General features: G+C 57.2%; 15 protein-coding genes. 6 read left to right on the top strand and 9 right to left on the bottom strand.

The window, feature by feature from the left end; translation table 11 throughout:
- Nucleotides 1-3 precede the first annotated feature (3 nt).
- The 4 genes from AC6I6H_RS04465 to AC6I6H_RS04450 all read right to left on the bottom strand — a co-directional run bounded on the left by AC6I6H_RS04465 (nt 4) and on the right by AC6I6H_RS04450 (nt 2,704).
- The gene (locus tag AC6I6H_RS04465; RefSeq protein ID WP_497951960.1) at nt 4-492 is read right to left on the bottom strand and encodes a hypothetical protein; all 489 of its coding nucleotides are present in this window, start codon (nt 490-492) and stop codon (nt 4-6) included.
- Nucleotides 493-720: 228 nt separating this feature from the next.
- Nucleotides 721-1,533, bottom strand: coding sequence for a DUF2935 domain-containing protein (locus AC6I6H_RS04460; protein WP_497951957.1), 813 nt, complete (start codon nt 1,531-1,533; stop codon nt 721-723).
- Between the two features lie 258 nt (nt 1,534-1,791).
- Complete coding sequence (locus AC6I6H_RS04455) at nt 1,792-2,373, bottom strand: LOG family protein (protein WP_497951954.1); 582 nt, start codon at nt 2,371-2,373, stop codon at nt 1,792-1,794.
- A gap of 4 nt (nt 2,374-2,377) precedes the next feature.
- Complete coding sequence (locus AC6I6H_RS04450; RefSeq protein ID WP_497951950.1) at nt 2,378-2,704, bottom strand: MazG nucleotide pyrophosphohydrolase domain-containing protein; 327 nt, start codon at nt 2,702-2,704, stop codon at nt 2,378-2,380.
- 155 nt (nt 2,705-2,859) lie between these two features.
- On the opposite strand from AC6I6H_RS04450, the gene AC6I6H_RS04445 reads away from it, so the two are divergent.
- Nucleotides 2,860-3,489 carry a LysE family translocator gene (locus tag AC6I6H_RS04445; protein ID WP_497951944.1) on the top strand — a complete coding sequence of 210 codons (630 nt, stop codon included), beginning with the start codon at nt 2,860-2,862 and terminating at the stop codon, nt 3,487-3,489.
- 158 nt (nt 3,490-3,647) lie between these two features.
- Here the strand turns inward: AC6I6H_RS04445 and AC6I6H_RS04440 are convergent, their stop codons facing one another.
- Entirely contained in the window at nt 3,648-4,061 is a 414-nt protein-coding gene (locus tag AC6I6H_RS04440) for a VOC family protein (RefSeq protein ID WP_497951940.1), read from the bottom strand.
- 1,436 nt (nt 4,062-5,497) lie between these two features.
- Between AC6I6H_RS04440 and AC6I6H_RS04435 the strand changes: the two genes are divergently transcribed.
- Nucleotides 5,498-6,979 (top strand): protein adenylyltransferase SelO, encoded by a 1,482-nt coding sequence (locus AC6I6H_RS04435; protein WP_497951935.1) that lies wholly within the window; start codon nt 5,498-5,500, stop codon nt 6,977-6,979.
- A gap of 75 nt (nt 6,980-7,054) precedes the next feature.
- Here the strand turns inward: AC6I6H_RS04435 and AC6I6H_RS04430 are convergent, their stop codons facing one another.
- The 3 genes from AC6I6H_RS04430 to AC6I6H_RS04420 all read right to left on the bottom strand — a co-directional run bounded on the left by AC6I6H_RS04430 (nt 7,055) and on the right by AC6I6H_RS04420 (nt 10,250).
- Nucleotides 7,055-7,693, bottom strand: coding sequence for a TetR/AcrR family transcriptional regulator (locus AC6I6H_RS04430; protein WP_497951930.1), 639 nt, complete (start codon nt 7,691-7,693; stop codon nt 7,055-7,057).
- A complete protein-coding gene (locus AC6I6H_RS04425; RefSeq protein WP_497951928.1) occupies nt 7,686-8,900 on the bottom strand; it encodes an MFS transporter in 1,215 nt (404 codons plus the stop codon). Before AC6I6H_RS04425 ends, AC6I6H_RS04430 begins: the two co-directional genes overlap by 8 nt.
- A 216-nt stretch (nt 8,901-9,116) precedes the next feature.
- Entirely contained in the window at nt 9,117-10,250 is a 1,134-nt protein-coding gene (locus AC6I6H_RS04420) for an SGNH/GDSL hydrolase family protein (RefSeq protein ID WP_497951925.1), read from the bottom strand.
- Between the two features lie 396 nt (nt 10,251-10,646).
- Here AC6I6H_RS04420 and ahpC point away from each other — a divergent pair, with 396 nt between their 5' ends.
- From ahpC to cypC, 3 genes are all read left to right on the top strand, one after another.
- The gene (gene ahpC, locus AC6I6H_RS04415; RefSeq protein ID WP_497951923.1) at nt 10,647-11,210 is read left to right on the top strand and encodes an alkyl hydroperoxide reductase subunit C; all 564 of its coding nucleotides are present in this window, start codon (nt 10,647-10,649) and stop codon (nt 11,208-11,210) included.
- A 14-nt stretch (nt 11,211-11,224) separates the two neighbouring features.
- Nucleotides 11,225-12,754 (top strand): alkyl hydroperoxide reductase subunit F, encoded by a 1,530-nt coding sequence (ahpF, locus tag AC6I6H_RS04410; protein WP_497951919.1) that lies wholly within the window; start codon nt 11,225-11,227, stop codon nt 12,752-12,754.
- A gap of 1,496 nt (nt 12,755-14,250) precedes the next feature.
- Nucleotides 14,251-15,531 carry a CYP152 family fatty-acid peroxygenase CypC gene (gene cypC / locus AC6I6H_RS04405; protein WP_497951914.1) on the top strand — a complete coding sequence of 427 codons (1,281 nt, stop codon included), beginning with the start codon at nt 14,251-14,253 and terminating at the stop codon, nt 15,529-15,531.
- Nucleotides 15,532-15,795: 264 nt separating this feature from the next.
- Here the strand turns inward: cypC and AC6I6H_RS04400 are convergent, their stop codons facing one another.
- Nucleotides 15,796-16,026 (bottom strand): SRPBCC family protein, encoded by a 231-nt coding sequence (locus AC6I6H_RS04400; RefSeq protein ID WP_497951909.1) that lies wholly within the window; start codon nt 16,024-16,026, stop codon nt 15,796-15,798.
- A gap of 301 nt (nt 16,027-16,327) precedes the next feature.
- On the opposite strand from AC6I6H_RS04400, the gene AC6I6H_RS04395 reads away from it, so the two are divergent.
- Nucleotides 16,328-16,894, top strand: coding sequence for a GNAT family N-acetyltransferase (locus AC6I6H_RS04395; protein ID WP_497951907.1), 567 nt, complete (start codon nt 16,328-16,330; stop codon nt 16,892-16,894).
- Nucleotides 16,895-16,896: the final 2 nt, after the last annotated feature.

Genomic DNA, 16,896 nt, shown 5'->3' with positions numbered 1-16,896 from the left:
TGGCTAATCAACAACCGATATCTTCCACTGACCATCAATAAACTTAAAGTTATAAATCATTGCAACAGCATAGTCATTGCCCTTTCTCCATTCACCAACCGATAGGTCAGGCTCCTTGCTATCCAAATTACCGAAGTTCATTACTTCTACTTTAAGAATTTCGGAAATGGGAACAGTACGATTTGTATCGACAAACAATGCTTTATAAGCCTCTTCATTTTTTTCATTTATAGCTTTTGTTAATTTATTGATCACTTGCACTAACTCTAATTCTCTTCCTTTGTAGTTTGATTCATCAACATAGGGAGTGTTAGCGGTGAATTCTGGTTGCTCGGGCAACACGGTGAAAATGGGACTTATGGATGGAATATAGTCTGGATCATTCGATTGAGCAACTTCTCCTAATGAAGTTTGTTCTGTCGATGCAGCCTCTTTTGAGCAACCAGCTAATAAAAGGCCAACTGTAAGAAGAACAATCATACGCTTCCTCATTTTTTTTCTCCCTCTTTAGTTTTCAATACATTTATAAAGACAGTTTAAACCGGAAAAAGTTCTATTCGATCTTTTTTCTCTTCCAATATCCTGCTCCAGTTTTATCCTCATGTGGATATTCCTGTATACAAAAAAGCCCTCACAGCCTAAACACTTTTAAAGTGTTCAGTCTAGGGGGCCAGTTTGGGACCGGGGTTTTTATTAAGTTATGCCAGCCGTGCCCATTGTTCAACCCGGGCTTTTGTTCCCCGCATTTCCCGTTAACGCATTCTCGAACATGTCGATGATCAGAAGGAAGCGCTCGGCTTCCCGGAATACATGGTCGGCCAACAGCGGGTGGATGATGCTTTTGATCCGGCAAGCTTCGATTAATTCGCGGGCCGTCTTTTTAAAATCGCGCAGGGCCACTACCGAAACCCGGTTCTGGTCCAAAAACTGGTCGAGCAGGGGAACGGTTTGCGACTGCGGGCGCATCGAGTCCAAATCCTGGGCTTGAAACAACAGCTGATCAAAATCATTGCTGAATTGCCGCGCCTGATCCACGAGCTTCCGCTCCGACGGGTCCAGAAGATGCCCGATAAACTTGGCGTGATCCGCCATGATGCGAAGGAAGAAGACGTTTTCGTTAATGATCGCGTCCGGCAGCGGATCGAGCCTTCCGGCGTTCAGCTCCTCCAGCCGGTTGCGGAAGTAAAACGCCTCCCGGCTCACGTGATCCACCAGCAAAGGAAAGTTGTTCTGTCCCGGAAGCCGGCAGTGCAGAATCAGGCCGAGCACTTTCCGCTTGAAGGCCCAGATGTGCGTCACCGCCCCGTGCACCTCGGCGTTAAACCGCTGGATGGTTTGCGGGTCCTCCCCCGCGTTGAACGCGTTCGCCCGGTTTTCGATTGCTTCAAAAAGGGCGTAAAACTGATTGGCCTCCTGAATTAATTGGGTATCCTCGCACCGAAAGCCAAGCCGCAGAAAAAGCGAATGCTCCTTCATGATCCGGGACCAAAACCGGATTTCATCCAAAGAACGGGCAACAAAGGCCGTAGACAAGAGACTTCCCTCCCCAATCGGTCATCTATGCTATACCTATGGCGGCGATGCCCTTTTATGCTTTCAGCCCTTAACTTTTCGAGGAAGTCGGCGGCCCCTTAAATCTCGGGGGCAGCGATCTCGTCTTCGGCCTTTCGCTGTGGCTGGTCCGCAGCCTGGATGACTTGTCGGATAACTGAAAATAAGAAAGTCAAACACCCCCGGCTCCTTTGGCACCGGGGGTTTTACAGTCAGGAGCGCGGCCCATTTTGCGCCGGGTCAGGTCTGCTCCGAGGTCAAGTAAGTCTTCACGGAAGGCGGGCGGTAGCCGGCAAATTGCCGCAGGATGCCCGCCGGGTCCGAGTCCGCCAGCACCATGGCGCGATACTTCTCCTGCATGAACCGCTCCTCCGTCATGCGGGCGAACATGCCGAGCAGCGGATCATAATAGCCGTTCACGTTCAAGAGCCCGCACGGCTTCTCGTGCAGCCCCAATTGGGCCCACGTGAAGATTTCGAAATACTCCTCCATCGTACCCGGTCCGCCTGGCAGTGCGATAAAGCCATCCGCCAGCTCGGCCATCTTCTGCTTTCGTTCGTGCATGGACTCGACCACGATCAGCTCGGTGAGCCGCTTGTGCGCAATCTCCCGGACTTGCAGGAAATGGGGCAGTACACCGATGACCGTCCCGCCCTTCTCCAGAACAGCGTCCGCCACCGCGCCCATCAACCCAACGCTCGCCCCTCCATAAACAAGCGTCAGGCCCTTTTCGGCGAGCGCGTGGCCCATCGCCCTTGCGCTTTCCCTGTAAATCGGCTTCGCTCCGTCGCCGGAACCGCAAAACACCGCAACCTTCTTCATCTCGTCAAACTCCTTTAGGTTGATAACGCTCCGTCAGCTTGCTCCGATGGGCCCGAAAAATATCTTCCAACGGAATCCCGTAGTGATTCGCGATCACGATAAGATTGCCAAGGACGTCTCCCAATTCTTCTTTTAAATGCTCTTTGCGGACCTCCTCCGTTTCCGGAAGCTCATCCGGACGGTCACGGCCAATTTCCAAAGCGCGAATGGCCCGTGCTACCTCTCCTGTCTCTTCTGCCAAGAAGCCGATGCGAATAAACACGTTCAACTCCGACCAGCCCCTGGCCCGGTAATACTCTCCTACCCATTGCTGAAACTCGTTGATGTCCAACCGATCCCCTCCAAAGCCCCTGCCCCGGGAACATAAGTTCGCCAACCAGTTTACCACATTTTCGGCGGGATTCCTTTTCTTTTTGATGGAGCACGAACGAGGCCGGGCGCACCTATGGTAAAATGCATTTAATACATAGAAACGGGGTGGAGTAAATGGATGGTTCCACCGTTTTGGCCTTTCTGGGCACGGCTGTCCTGCTGACGCTGATGCCGGGGCCCGACAACCTCTTTGTGCTGGCCCAAAGCATCGCACAGGGCAAAAGCGCCGGCTTCGCGACCACGCTCGGCCTCTGCACCGGGCTTCTGGTGCATATTTCAGCGGCCACACTGGGCGTCTCGGCGCTGATTTATCAGTCCGCAGCGGCCTTTACCATCGTCAAATATGCCGGAGCGGCCTACTTGCTGTACCTTGCCTACAAGTCCTTTCGGGACAAAGACGCCGACCTGACAGCGGCCAGCAGCGGCGCGAAACCGCTGAACCGGGCCTCCCTGTACCGGAAAGGCATCCTGATGAACCTGCTGAATCCCAAGGTTTCCTTGTTCTTCCTCGCGCTGCTGCCGCCGTTCGTCAACCAGGCGGCCGGTCACGCGCCGCTGCAAATGCTGCTGCTCGGGCTTGTGTTTTTGGTCCAGGCGCTTGTCATTTTCTTTGCCATCAGCATCTTTTCCGCCAAGGTCCGGACGCTTCTGTTAAAGAACCCTCGGCTCTCGCGGCGGATCAATCTGGTGCAGGGCAGCCTGCTCGGCTTCATCGGGCTGAAGGTTGCGCTTGACGGGAAATAACGCAGCCGGACAAGAAAAGGACGAGTTCCCCGCAGTAGCGGAGAGATCGTCCTTTTTTTGTTCGAGAAAGTCGCAATGCGCGTCGAAGCCAGCCTGGCGTTGACGCGCATGCGCGAAGACGGTCCCACTGGCCGTTTATTCTTCGCCGGTTGTTTGGGTCAGGCGTTCGCTTGCCCCTCCTCTTCAGCAGGCCAGCCTCCCCAGAGGTGGATGAGGTGCCCGTCGGGGTCCTGCAGCGTGAAGCTGTAGCCGCCTTCTTTTTTGTACCGTATGTTGCTTGGCTCCAGTCCTTTTCCTTTGATTTCCTCGTAAACCTCGTGAAGGCGGTCCACTTCGAAGGAAACGATGGGCTGGACGTGTCCCTGGCTGTCCGTAAAGGCCAGCGGAGAAACCTCGGGGGCGAGAATGAGCCCCAGCCCGACTCCGTTCACATCCAGCCAGGCATCGGGATCGCCCGGTTGAAATTCGAACGTTAACGAGAGGCCCAGCACGTCCTGGTACCATCTGAGCGACGACTCCACATCACGGACGGGCAGCTGGACTACGGCATAATTTTTAACGGAAACCGCCATCGCCTGCATTCCTCCTCCTGCAAAAGTCACTTATGTAGCCGAAAAACCAAGGAATTTCTTTTTCTGTTTCTTAATTAAGAGTTTATCAAATGAGCATCCTGCGGAAAAGTGAATCCGGTGCGTGGACGATCAGCGGCTGGAGAATTTCCATTTAACCGCATCCGTCACGTCTGCCGCTGGAATCACTATCAGTAGTGCCGGAGCAACAGTAATTTGATGTGGGAGAAGAGCGGAAGGGGTGGCAGTGTGGAAGAGTGGCTACAGCGGAAGCGCCGGCAGTGTGGAAGAGTGGCTACAGCGGAAGCGCCGGCAGGGTGGGCAACAGTAGCAGGGGTGGCTAACGGTTGCCACAGCGCTTATTCGCCCAAAAAACCCCTGTTTCCATTTCTAACGGTTGTGGAAGCGCTTATTTGCCCCGAAAAGACCAAAACGCCCCCTCTCCGAGCCAAATAAGCGCCGTGGCAACCGTTAGATTTTGAAAAGCTTCATTTTAAGCCAAATAAGCTCGCTGGCAACCGTTAGAATTTGTCCGGCCCCTTCCGGCGCCCCATGACCAAAACTCCCGGCGCGTGATGGACATTGGACCACGGCATAGCCAAAAAATCCACCTGAAATAACGCAACTTTATTTCATTTTCTGTAGTGCCCGCCAGAGCATGAGTGGCTAACGTTGCCACAGAGCTTATTTGGGGGAAAACGGTCTGAATCCAAGTAAAAATCCGTTAATAAGCGCTGTGGCAACCGTTACAATTTGAATTGTCTCTTTTTGGGGCAAATAGCCTCTGTGGCAACCGTTAGCGCAATTGCCTGCCGGGCACATGCGGCGATTCGGATAGTTACTCCACTTTTAACCGTTTAAGGAGGGGATGTTTTTTTATTGTTCGGATCGATCACTATGTTCAAACCGCTTCCGTTTACCTCCAAAGCTTCACGATGCAGCAGATAATTTTCGTTGAGAACCGAAACGGAATAACGCCCTGCCGCAAAATCCGGCGGCAGCTGAAACAAGCCTTTTTCGTCCGTCCGAAAGGTATTATCCACGATTTTTACCGTAAGATAAGGTCCCGGGCTAATCATACGAAACGAATGGTCCCGCATTTCCGATCCGATCCGCCACCTTGAAAAAACAGATTTCTCCCCGGGTTTTGTTGCCTCGTCACAGGGTATACATAGCTATGCGCTCCCTTTCTCACGCGCCGGTCCAAGAAGGCTTGGACTTCCCGGCCGTGGTTGGTCACCCGCCTTTTTCCGGTGACACGGACCTATCGCAGGACTTGGCCCCTTGCTGCGTTGGCCCTCCGGCTCCAGCGGCGCAAAAGCGGGCGGGAATAATGCGAAGGCAATAGAGAACCCTAACCAAAACGCAGGTTTATTTGCCGCCTGCCGGCATTCATTTCGGAGAAACGCGCGAAAAGCGCTGGGAACCAAGGAGGTCTTATGAACAATCCATCCACAGCAGCAAAAACCGGCTGGAATTTCGACAACAGCTACTCCCGGCTGCCGGACGTGTTATTCTCCCGGCAAAACCCGGTGCCGGTGGCCGCGCCCAAAATCGTCGTTTTTAACGAGCCGCTTGCCCAGTCCCTCGGCGTGGATACGCCGGGCAGCTTCAGCGGGGACGACGCGGACGTATACGCCGGCAACCGGGCTCCCGCAGGCGCCGACCCGCTCGCCCAAGCCTATGCCGGCCATCAGTTCGGCTATTTTACCATGCTTGGCGACGGCCGTGCGGTACTGCTCGGGGAGCAGATCACGCCCTCCGGCGAACGGTTCGACATTCAGCTGAAGGGCTCCGGCCGCACGCCTTACTCCCGGGGCGGAGACGGCCGGGCGGCGCTTGGCCCGATGCTGCGCGAGTACATCATCAGCGAAGCGATGCACGGGCTCGGCATCCCGACGACCCGAAGCCTGGCCGTGGCCGTGACGGGCGAGACGATCCGGCGCGAAACGCTGCTGCCCGGGGCCGTTCTGACGCGCGTTGCAGCCAGCCATCTGCGTGTCGGAACGTTTCAGTACGCCGCCTCGACGCGCGAGCTGGATAACCTGCGAACGCTGGCCGATTATACGCTGCGCCGTCACTTCCCGGAGGCGGCGGAAGCCGGCGAAAAAGAGCGCTACCTGCTTTTGCTGCGGGAAGTGGCGGCCCGCCAGGCTTCGCTGATTGCGAAGTGGATGCTCGTCGGCTTTGTGCACGGAGTGATGAACACCGACAACATGGCCCTGAGCGGCGAAACGATCGACTACGGCCCCTGCGCGTTTCTGGACACGTACAGCATGGCGACTGTGTTCAGCTCCATCGACCGCGAAGGCCGTTACGCGTATGGCAATCAGCCGACGATCGGCGGCTGGAACCTGGCCCGGTTTGCCGAAGCCTTGCTGCCGCTTTTGCACGATGACGAAGATGAAGCGGTCCGCTTGGCCGAGGACGAGATCGCCGCTTATTCGGAGCGCTATGAGCAGCATTGGCGGGACGGGATGAGAGGCAAGCTGGGCCTGTTTCGGGAGGAAGCCGGAGATGAAGCCCTGTTCAAGGATTTGCTGAAGCTGATGGAAACGCATAAAGCCGACTACACCAACACCTTCCGGGCTTTAACGCTTGGGGAAACGGAAGAAGGCGGCGCTCTTTTCCGGGCGCCGGAGTTTGCCGAATGGCGGAAGCGCTGGGAAGCGCGCCGCGCCGTCCAGCCCGAGCCGGAGGCGGAGTCCCGCGAGCGGATGCGCCGCAGCAATCCGTCGGTCATCCCGCGCAACCAGCGGGTGGAGGAAGCCCTTGAAGCGGCCGAGAAGGGCGGCGACTACAGCGTTATGGAGCGGCTACTGAACGCGCTCAAGGACCCGTATGCGTATGCGCCCGAGCAGAAGGAATACTGCGCGGTGGCGGCGGCGGACCGGCCGTACCGGACCTTTTGCGGGACCTGACCGTATGACGGGGACGACGGGATCGCAAAAAAGAACGGGAGACCCCGCGCGGGTCTCCCGTTTTTGGCTTCCCGTTCAGGAAGCCGTGATCGTCCGAAGCAGCATGCGCACCACGGATTCGGCGATTCCATCCGCCGCGCTTGGGCGGTCGTCCACCGGAATGCCGGACGCGCTCATCCGCTGCAGAACGCCCATCATCGTATGAAAGATCAGATAGCCCGTTTCCGCCGGGTCCAGATCCGACCGAAGCGAGCCGTCGCGGATTCCCTGCCGCAGAAGCGGCTGCAAAAAGCCCCGCTGCCGGTCGTCCCGGACAAACCGCTCGTACCGCTGCCGCAGCTCCTCGTTGACGCCGTAGGCTTCATACGTCAAGTCGAATAACGTGATGAACTTCAGCTCGGGGCCCCGCGACCGGGCGTACTCCACCCATCCCCGGAGCACCGCCTCCATTTTCCCCCGGCCGCTCTCCTCCCGGTCCGCCTGCTCCAGAATAAACCGCGTCATCCCCTGCAAAATATCCATCTGCACCTCGAACACCAGCTCATCCATGGAGGCGAAATGCTTGTAAAACGTGACCCGGCTGATTCCCGCCAGTCCGCACACCTCTTTGACGTTTACGGACGGAAAATGGCGCTCCAAAAAAAGCGTTTTGCCCGCCGCGGTGATCTCGTCCCGGTTTTTGTGCCTGACCTGCTGATGCCAGGTTTCATTCATGCGTCATCATCCGTTTCTCCTGCGTTTTGGCCGGCTTTCGCGTCAGCCCGATCGTGCCGAGCAATATAAAAGCACCCACAATATAGGGCAAATGAATGTGCTTGTCAAACAGCGTTCCGGCCAGAATCGGGCCAAAGATGTTGCCCATGCTGCCGTACGTGTTATTAAGCCCCGACACAAAGCCCTGCGCGTCGCCCGCCTCGTTTGCCAGCAAGGTGTTCACCGTCGGCCGGAGAAAGGAATTGAACGCGAAGAACAGCGCGGAGACCGCGAGCAGGTAGCCGAAATTCACCGGGATCAGCATCAGAAAAAGAGCGGCCGCCGTCAGCACCAGGGACAGCCGAATCAGCCGGTATTCGCCCAGCCAGCGGATGGCCCGCTCGATCAGCCAGACCTGGATCACGATGCCGATGACCGCCCCGAGCGTAATGAGCACGGCGATTTGCCGGGACGTGAAGCCATACTTTTGCTCTACAAAAAGGGAATACACCGTCTCGTAATTTACGAGGCCGAAGGTCATCACCAGAATCAGCACCAGGTAGCGAAAATACGAAGCGCGGAAGGACTGCGCCAGCTGCCCCAGCAGCGATTCGCGCGGGGCTGTTCCCCCGCCCTCTCCGCCCGGCCGGGTGCGCCTGCCGGGGACACGCGTTTCCGGAAGAAGCAGCGTGAAAACGGTCGCCAGCAAGCCCAGACCCGCTGCATACAGATACGGCAGCCGGATGCCGTACTGCGCGATAATCCCGCCGATGCCGGGGCCGAGCACCATCCCGAGGTTCATCGAAGCGCTCAGATAGCCCATTCCCTTGGCTCTTGTCTCCCGCGTCGTGACATCCGCTACATAGGCGAGGACGGAGGGCACCATGATGCCGAGTCCGATTCCGCCGATAAAGCGCGCCCCATAGAGCAAGGGCAGATGATGGGATACGGCAAAAAGGTAGTCCGAAATGACGGTGAAAAACAACCCGGCCAGAATCATTTTTTTGCGGCCGTATTGGTCCGAGAGGCGCCCTCCGATGGGCGAAAACAAGAATTGGGCGGCCCCGAAGGCAGCCACCAGGTAACCGGCGGCCGTGCCCGCCGCGTCAAACTGCCGCAGGTAATCCGGCAGTATCGGAATGACCATTCCTTGCCCGAGCAGGGCGATAAACAAATTGAGCATCAAAATCCACAACGATGCGGGCGGTTTCGAAGAACGCGGATTCATGGCAGCCTCCAGCTATTTACGATTGGTAAATGATTTACATGACGTAAACCATTGTAGCCTGCCGTTCTTCTTTTGTAAATCCGCAATGTCTTTTGCCCGGGGGCGAGCCTGCCGACCGGTTGACGGACGGGATCGTTATTCCTCTGCCGATAGAAAAAGGCGCCCGTTATCCGTCAATGGATAGCGGACGCCTTTCCTCATTCCGTGCGCGGCGGCTCAGCTCCGCCCCAAAAGCTCCTTCAAATACCCCGCCAGCTCGGCAGCGGCTTTCTCGTGCGCCGCGAGGCCGGGATGAAAGCGGGAGCCGACCGTGTCCTCGGTCATGTTCGGCAGCTGGAACACCGTTACCTTCCGGTCGCCCGACTTGCTCCGGTATGCATCCGCCGCCCGGTGGATCGCCGGCATCATCGGAATGCCCAGCATGCCGTACGCCCAGACAATTTGCGCGTCCGGGTTGCAGCGGCGCAGCTTCTCCAGAAATTGAACGGCCGCCGTCTCGAACGCCAGCAGGTCTTCTTCATGGAAGGTACCGTCTTCGTTCAGCCGCTGCTTGTACGTTTTCCCCGTCGTTTCATCCGTCCAGGCCGGGTTGTAGAACGCTCCCCCGTCATTCGTGCCCAGGTTTACCACCACGGCATCCGGCTGCCACCCGGAAAAATCGTTTGGCTCCAGCGCGCCCAGTTCCTCGTTCCTGACGCCGGTCAGCAAGCCGCATACCTTTTCGTAATACTGCGGGAGGCTGGCGTTCGGGTTGTTGTCCCAGCTCGTCAGCACGCCCCAGCCGCTTTGGGAAAGGACGCGGTGCTCCGCGTTCAGGGCCTGCGCCGTGATCGCGGTATAGTTGTTCAGGGCGCTGAACCACATCGGAATCCAATCTTCCTCCCCCTTGGCCCCGATGGCTCCTTCCCCCGACGTAATGCTGTCTCCGATAAATTCAATTTTATAAGGCTTGTCTTCCACCGGATGAAGCTCTCCGTCATATTTCACCGCATGGATCACCAGCAAGCATGCGGGGTCAGCGCTCATCGCCTGCACGTCGCGCGTGATGCGGACGTTCTTTACGGTGGCCGCGTTCATGCCCCGAAAAACACAAACCCAATGCCGGCCGGCCGTAATCATCTGCCGTGCGACCGGCGCTTCGTTCACCGCGATGCTGATCCACGGCTCGTACACCGTATAATCCGCCTCTACTTCAACCCAAAGCTCGGTGCCGCTCGCATTCAGCTCGATCCCGCTGCCCGTCCAGAACAACGGCAAAGGAGACCGCCCTCCCGCCGTCCGTCCGTGGATTTTGACCGCCGGGCATTCCGCGATTGGATGTACGGCCAGCTTTTCGTTATGGTTCTGCATGCTGTCTTCCTCCTATAAGGTTCTGCAACGAATTATACTATAAAAGGGCGTCATTCTGCGGAGAAAAGGGCGTCATTCTGCGGAGGCTATATTCCATACTTTTTTCTGAAGCGAGCCAAAAACAATACTCATTTCGTGATTGGAATTTCTTTTTTGTTTCCAGTATAATGAATTTGTACGGAGATTCACAAAGGCTGGCAGGCCCCTTGCTCCGGACATCGGGCTTGCGCGGAAAAGCTTTTTGGGAAGGCCGTTTCATATCTGATCTACATATAGGGCAGACTAAAGCAGGAAAATGAAGATTTGATGAACTTCCTTGACTTCGTGTAATTTATAATTATTATTAAATTGTATTCAGTTAATTTAATTACCCAAACCCAAGGAGGAAGATACAATATGTCTCTTATCGGCAAAGAAGTGCTCCCGTTCAAAGCATCCGCATACCACAACGGCAAGTTCATTGATGTAACCGAAGCCGACTTCAAAGGAAAATGGAGCGTAGTCTGCTTCTACCCGGCCGACTTCACCTTTGTCTGCCCGACCGAGCTGGAAGACCTGCAAAACGAATACGCAACCCTGAAATCCTTGGGCGTGGAAGTTTACTCCGTTTCCACCGACACCCACTTTACACATAAAGCATGGCACGATCATTCGCCTGCCATCGGCAAAATCGAGTACATCATGATCGGCGATCCGTCCCATGTGATCTCCCGCAACTTCGACGTTCTGATCGAAGAAGACGGCGTAGCCGACCGCGGCACGTTCATCATTGATCCGGACGGCGTTGTTCAGGCGATCGAAATCACCGCCGGCGGCATCGGCCGCGACGCAAGCCAGCTGGTTAACAAAATCAAAGCAGCCCAATACGTGCGCAACAACCCGGGCGAAGTATGCCCGGCCAAATGGCAAGAAGGCGGCGAGACCCTCAAGCCGAGTCTTGACCTCGTAGGAAAGATCTAATAAGGAGTTTTCTTATGGCACTTGAAGCGGATATCAAAGCACAGTTAGCCCAATACCTTCAGTTGATGGAAGGCGATGTGCACCTCAAAGTGAGCGCGGGCTCCGACTCCGTCTCGCAAGACATGCTGGCGCTGGTGGATGAAATCGCCGGCATGTCGCCCCGTATCTCGGTCGAGAAAGCTCAGCTCGAACGGACGCCAAGCTTCAGCGTAAACCGTCCGGGCGAGGACACCGGCGTTGTTTTTGCCGGCATCCCGCTCGGCCACGAATTTACTTCGCTCGTGCTGGCGCTCCTGCAAACGAGCGGCCGGGCTCCGAAGGTGGAGCAAAGCGTTATCGACCAGATCAAGGCGATCAAAGGCGAGTATCATTTTGAAACGTACATCAGCCTGACCTGTCACAACTGCCCCGATGTGGTGCAGGCCCTGAACCTGATGAGCATCCTCAATCCGGGGATCACCCATACGATGATCGACGGAGCCGCCTTCAAGAGCGAAGTCGAAAGCAAGAACATCATGGCCGTTCCGACGGTCTTCCTGGGCGGAGAGTTTTTCCACAGCGGCCGCACGTCGCTGGAGGAAATCCTCGCGAAGCTCGGCAGCACCGCGGACGCTTCCGAATTCGCCGACAAGGAGCCGTTTGACGTGCTTGTCGTCGGCGGCGGACCCGCCGGCTCCAGCGCCGCGATCTATGCGGCCCGCAAAGGCATCCGCACGGGCATCGTGGCCGAGCGTTTCGGCGGCCAGGTTCTGGATACCCTCGGCATCGAGAACTTCATCGGTACGAAATACACCGAAGGCCCCAAGCTGGCCGCGAGCCTGGAAGAGCACGTCAAAGAGTATGACGTGGATATCATGAAGGCGCAGCGGGTCAAAAGAGTGGAGAAAAAAGACCTCGTCGAGGTCGAGCTGGAAAACGGCGCCGTTCTGAAGAGCAAAGCCGTGATCCTCTCCACCGGCGCGCGCTGGCGCAACACCGGCGCTCCCGGCGAGCTGGAATTCAAGAACAAAGGCGTGGCCTATTGCCCGCACTGCGACGGTCCGCTGTTCGCAGGCAAGCATGTGGCCGTTATCGGCGGCGGCAACTCCGGCATCGAAGCCGCGATCGACCTGGCCGGTATCGTCAAACATGTCACCGTGCTGGAATTCATGCCCGAGCTCAAAGCCGACTCCGTTCTGCAGCAGCGGTTGTACAGCCTGCCGAACGTCACGGTCCTGAAAAATGTGCAAACGAAAGAGATCACCGGCACCGACAAGGTAAACGGGATCACTTACGTGGAACGCGATACGGGAGTCGAGCAGCACATCGAGCTGCAAGGCGTGTTTGTCCAAATCGGTTTGGTGCCCAACACCGAATGGCTTGGCGATACGCTGGAGAAGACCCGCTTCGGCGAAATTGTCGTCGACCGCCACGGCGCGACAAGCATGCCCGGCGTCTTCGCCGCAGGCGACTGCACGAACAGCGCGTACAAGCAAATCATCATTTCGATGGGCTCCGGCGCGACCGCCGCGCTTGGCGCCTTCGATTACCTGATCCGCAATTAACCATCAGGGCTCCGCTCTGCCGCCCCGGCAGGCCGGCTCCCTGCAAAACAGCCTCCCTCCGCTCACAGCGAGCGCGGGAGGCTGTTTTTTTGCACCGGGTTTGAGCTCGCCTTTTGTGCCTGGTTTTGTACCCCGTTTTAGGCACGGGTTTTGTGCCCGGTCTTTGGCACCGTTTTAGGCACGGGTATTGTGCCGCCTCGGGTATTGTGTATTGTGCACCGGGTTTTGCGCACTGTTTTTTTGCCTGGGTTTTGTGCCCGCGTTTTGTGCCCGCGTTTTGCGCACCGGGTTTTGCCTGGGTTTTGTGCCCGTTTTTTTGCACACCGGCTTTTGCCTGGGTTTTGTGCCCGCGTTTTGCACACCGGGTTTTGCCTGGGTTTTATGCCCATGTTTTGCACACCGGCTTTTGCCCGGGTTTTGTGCCCGGGTTTTGTGCCCGCGTTTTGCACCCGTTTTGTTACCGGGAAGTAAAGGAACCTGTCGAAAAAAACAGCTCGCAAACAACCTACCCACTTTCGCCGCTTTCCCGTTCGATTCGCAAAACATCCAGCATCCGGTGCTAATACAGTTGAATAATGCAGACGGCTTCAAAGCGGCAGAACGACACCTTTACCAGCCGCCGCGACGATTAATCGCCGAACCAAGGGGAGTCGGAAATTCTAACGGTTGCCAGTGAGCTTATTTGCCCAAAAATGAGGGTTTCGGAAATCTAACGGTTGCCAGCGAGCTTATTTATGCTTTTTCACCTTATTCCGTCCCGTTTTCCCCCAAATAAGCCCTGTGGCAACCGTTAGAATTTCAAAAGGGCTTTTTTGGCCCCAATAAGCGCTGTGGCAACCGTTAAAATCGGAAGGGAGCCCTGGCACATCTGCCTAGCCCGCAGGACCCGTTCATGCGAACCGCGTGCTTGCCTACGCGCCTGGGTGCTGCCGGGGCCTGCGAACCGCGTGCCGCCTTGCCCACGTGCAGCAAAGTGCTTGCCTACGCGCCTGGGTGCTGCCGGGGCCTGCGTACCGCCTGCCTGCCAGCCTGCAACGTCCGCGAGTCACGTGCCTGCCTTGCCTGCGTGCAGCAAGCCGCTTGCCTGCGAACCTGCACGTCTGAGAGCTGCGTGCCTGCCGTCCCTGTAAGCCCGCAGGCCCCGTTCATGCGAACCGCGTGCCTACCCGCTTGCCAGCCTATCCATCTGTCCGCCTGTGTGCCGCGTGCCTGCGAGTCCGCGAGCCGAAGACGAGGCGCAGCAGAAGCTTTTCCGCTACATTGAGTTACACGTGCGGTCTTTTGCCTATGGCGTACAAGAACATCCAAAGCCGGCTTTCCCGGCAACCTGAAACCGCAGGCCAGTTGATGCCTGGGCTGCCGCCTGTGCGTTCACAAAATGCAAGGTTAAAACGCCCCTCCTTGAGGTAATAGGTAGGATGGAGCCTTTCCTGGGGACGAGTACATAGAAACAAAACCAGGCCCTCCCACTTTTCAAACCAAGGAGGAAGAAACAAATGGCGGACAAGCACGAAGCGCCGAGGGAAAAAGCGCTGGACAGCAGCATTGCCCTTCTCGCCGACGGGTATGCCTTTATACAAAAACGGTGCCGGGAGCATGAATCGGAGATGTTCCGCACCCGGCTGCTTGGCAAGCCGGCCATCTGCATCAGCGGCAAGGAGGCCGCCGAGCTGTTTTACGACAACGAGAAGTTTCAGCGCGGAGGGGCGATCCCAAAGCGAATCCAGAAATCGCTGTTTGGCGAAAATGCGGTGCAGACGCTGGATGGAATAGCGCATCACCATCGAAAAGCGGCGTTCCTGTCTCTGATGACGCCGCCCCGGTTAAAGGTTCTGCGCGACCTTACCCAAGAAGAGTGGCGCCGTGCGGCCCGCAGCTGGCCGGAAGACGGCGATATCGTCCTGTTCGAAGAAGCGCAGGAGATTTTCTGCCGGGCGGCCTGCCGCTGGTCGGGCATTCCGCTCCGGGAAGAGGAAGCCCGGCAGCGGGCGGAAGATTTCGGCGCGATGGTCGAGGCGTTTGGAGCGGTGGGTCCCCGGCATCGGGAAGGCCGCAAAGCTCGCAAACGCCAGGAAGATTGGGCCGAAGGCCTGATCCGCGATATCCGCTCGGGGAAGCTTCAGGCGGAAAAAAATACAGCGGCCCACGTGATGGCCTGGCACCGCGATCTAGAGGGGGAACCGCTCGACGCACGGATGGCGGCGATCGAGCTGATCAATGTGGTCCGGCCGATCGTTGCGATTGCCCGGTATGTCGTCTTTTCGGCCATGGCGCTGCATGATCACCCGCAGTACCGCGCCAGGCTGGAGAACGAGAACGATGAAAAGTTTGCCCAGTGGTTCGTTCAGGAGGTACGCCGGTTTTATCCGTTCACGCCTTTCCTGGGCGCCTCGGTGCGCAAGGATTTCGAATGGAAAGGACAGCTGTTCGAGGAAGGCACCATGGTGCTGCTGGATGTGTACGGTACCACGCACAGTCCCGCTCTCTGGGACGATCCGGAGGAGTTTCGCCCCGAACGGTTTCGGACTTGGAGCGGAAGCCCGTTTGATTTGATCCCGCAAGGGGGCGGCGATCATGCCACGGGCCACCGCTGCGCCGGAGAATGGCTGACGATCGACTTGATGAGGGTGTCTCTGCATACGCTCACGAAGGAACTGGTCTACGAGGTACCGGAACAGGACCTCGACTTGAGCTTATCCAAGATGCCGGCCGGGCCGCCAAGCGGCTTTATGATGCGCAGCGTTCGGCTGAAGCAGGGAGAAGCGGCCCTCGGCTGATGCCCGCGGGAACAGGCCGCCCGGCGCAAAAAAACAGGCTGAACCGGGAACGCCGGCCGGGCCCCCAAGCTGAACCGGAGGCAACGACCGTGCCACCATGTTTTTAAACAAGCAAACCCGCCGGGCCGGACAAGGCATCGCACCTTGTCCGGGCCGGTTTTTTGTCCCCTCCGGGACAGCTCCGCATAGCCGTTAAACAGGCCCTTTTCCTGCAAGCCGCAAAGGTCAGCGAAGCTTATCCAAAAGCTGCTCGTATTGCTTGTTCTATTCCGCCCATTCCGCTTTGCGCGAGCCCTCCGGCTGTCCGTCCAGCAGGAATTCGATGACCCGCAAGCATACATGCCAGCCCGCCGGGTCTTTGGGCGTGTGTCCGGTGATTTGCGTGATGGTCTCGATCTGCAGGAGCCGGCAGCCCCCGGCCTGCGGGTACAGCTCAACGGCCCTAGAAGCCGAGGGCGCTTCAAAAGGCCATCCCGCCCGGGAGGGCCTTTGCAATCGCGCCCAGGAGGGCCTTTTGGCAATCGCGCCCGGGAGGGCCTTTTGGCAATTGCGCCCGGGAAGGCCTTTTGGCAATTGCGCCCGGGAAGGCCTTTGGCAATTGCGGGCGGATCGCTGCCGGTCTTTTTTGCGAGTTTCTTATTCATTCTCTGGAGCAGGCTGGCGGAGGATTTTTTTTACAACCGGTCGAGGGTTTTGTATCATGGAGGTTGGCAATGGACGCTGCGGGACAGCCTTTTGCCGGGGATCGTCACATCTCCATACAAGCTACTATCAGGAACAGGGGTTGACCAAAAACATGATCCGGCATTCGGGGCTATTGACAGGGGAGCGCGTCTATCTGCGCCCGCTTAACGCGGAAGACGCGGAGCAATATTATCATATGTTCTACGATGCGGAAACCCGCTGGCTGACGGGAACGCAAAGGCATCTGACCAAAGAGCAGATCAGCCGGTACATCGAACGCAAAGCCGGGGACGACAGCGCGGTGCTGCTGCTGATCGCCCTGACGGAAAATGACGAGGTCATCGGCGACATCGCCATTCAGGACATGGACCGCAACAACCGCACGGCCAATTTGCGGATTGCCATCACCGAAGAGACTCATCAGGGAAAAGGCTACGGCCGGGAAGCGCTGCTCTTGATGCTGGACTACGGCTTCGGGATTTTGAACCTGCACCGCGTTGAGCTGGAGGTTTATTCCTACAACGAACGCGCGGCGCATGTGTATGAAGCCGTCGGCTTTGTCCGGGAAGGCGTGCGGCGCGAGACGCTGTTCTATAACCATACGTACCACGATGTTATCCTGATGAGCATGCTGGAGAACGAATACCGGGCGCGCTACTTGTCCGGCAAAAACAAATGATC

The organism is Gorillibacterium sp. sgz306347 (assembly GCF_059735245.1).
Note: the sequence above shows the minus strand (reverse complement) of the source record. Positions and strands in the feature narration are given on the sequence as shown.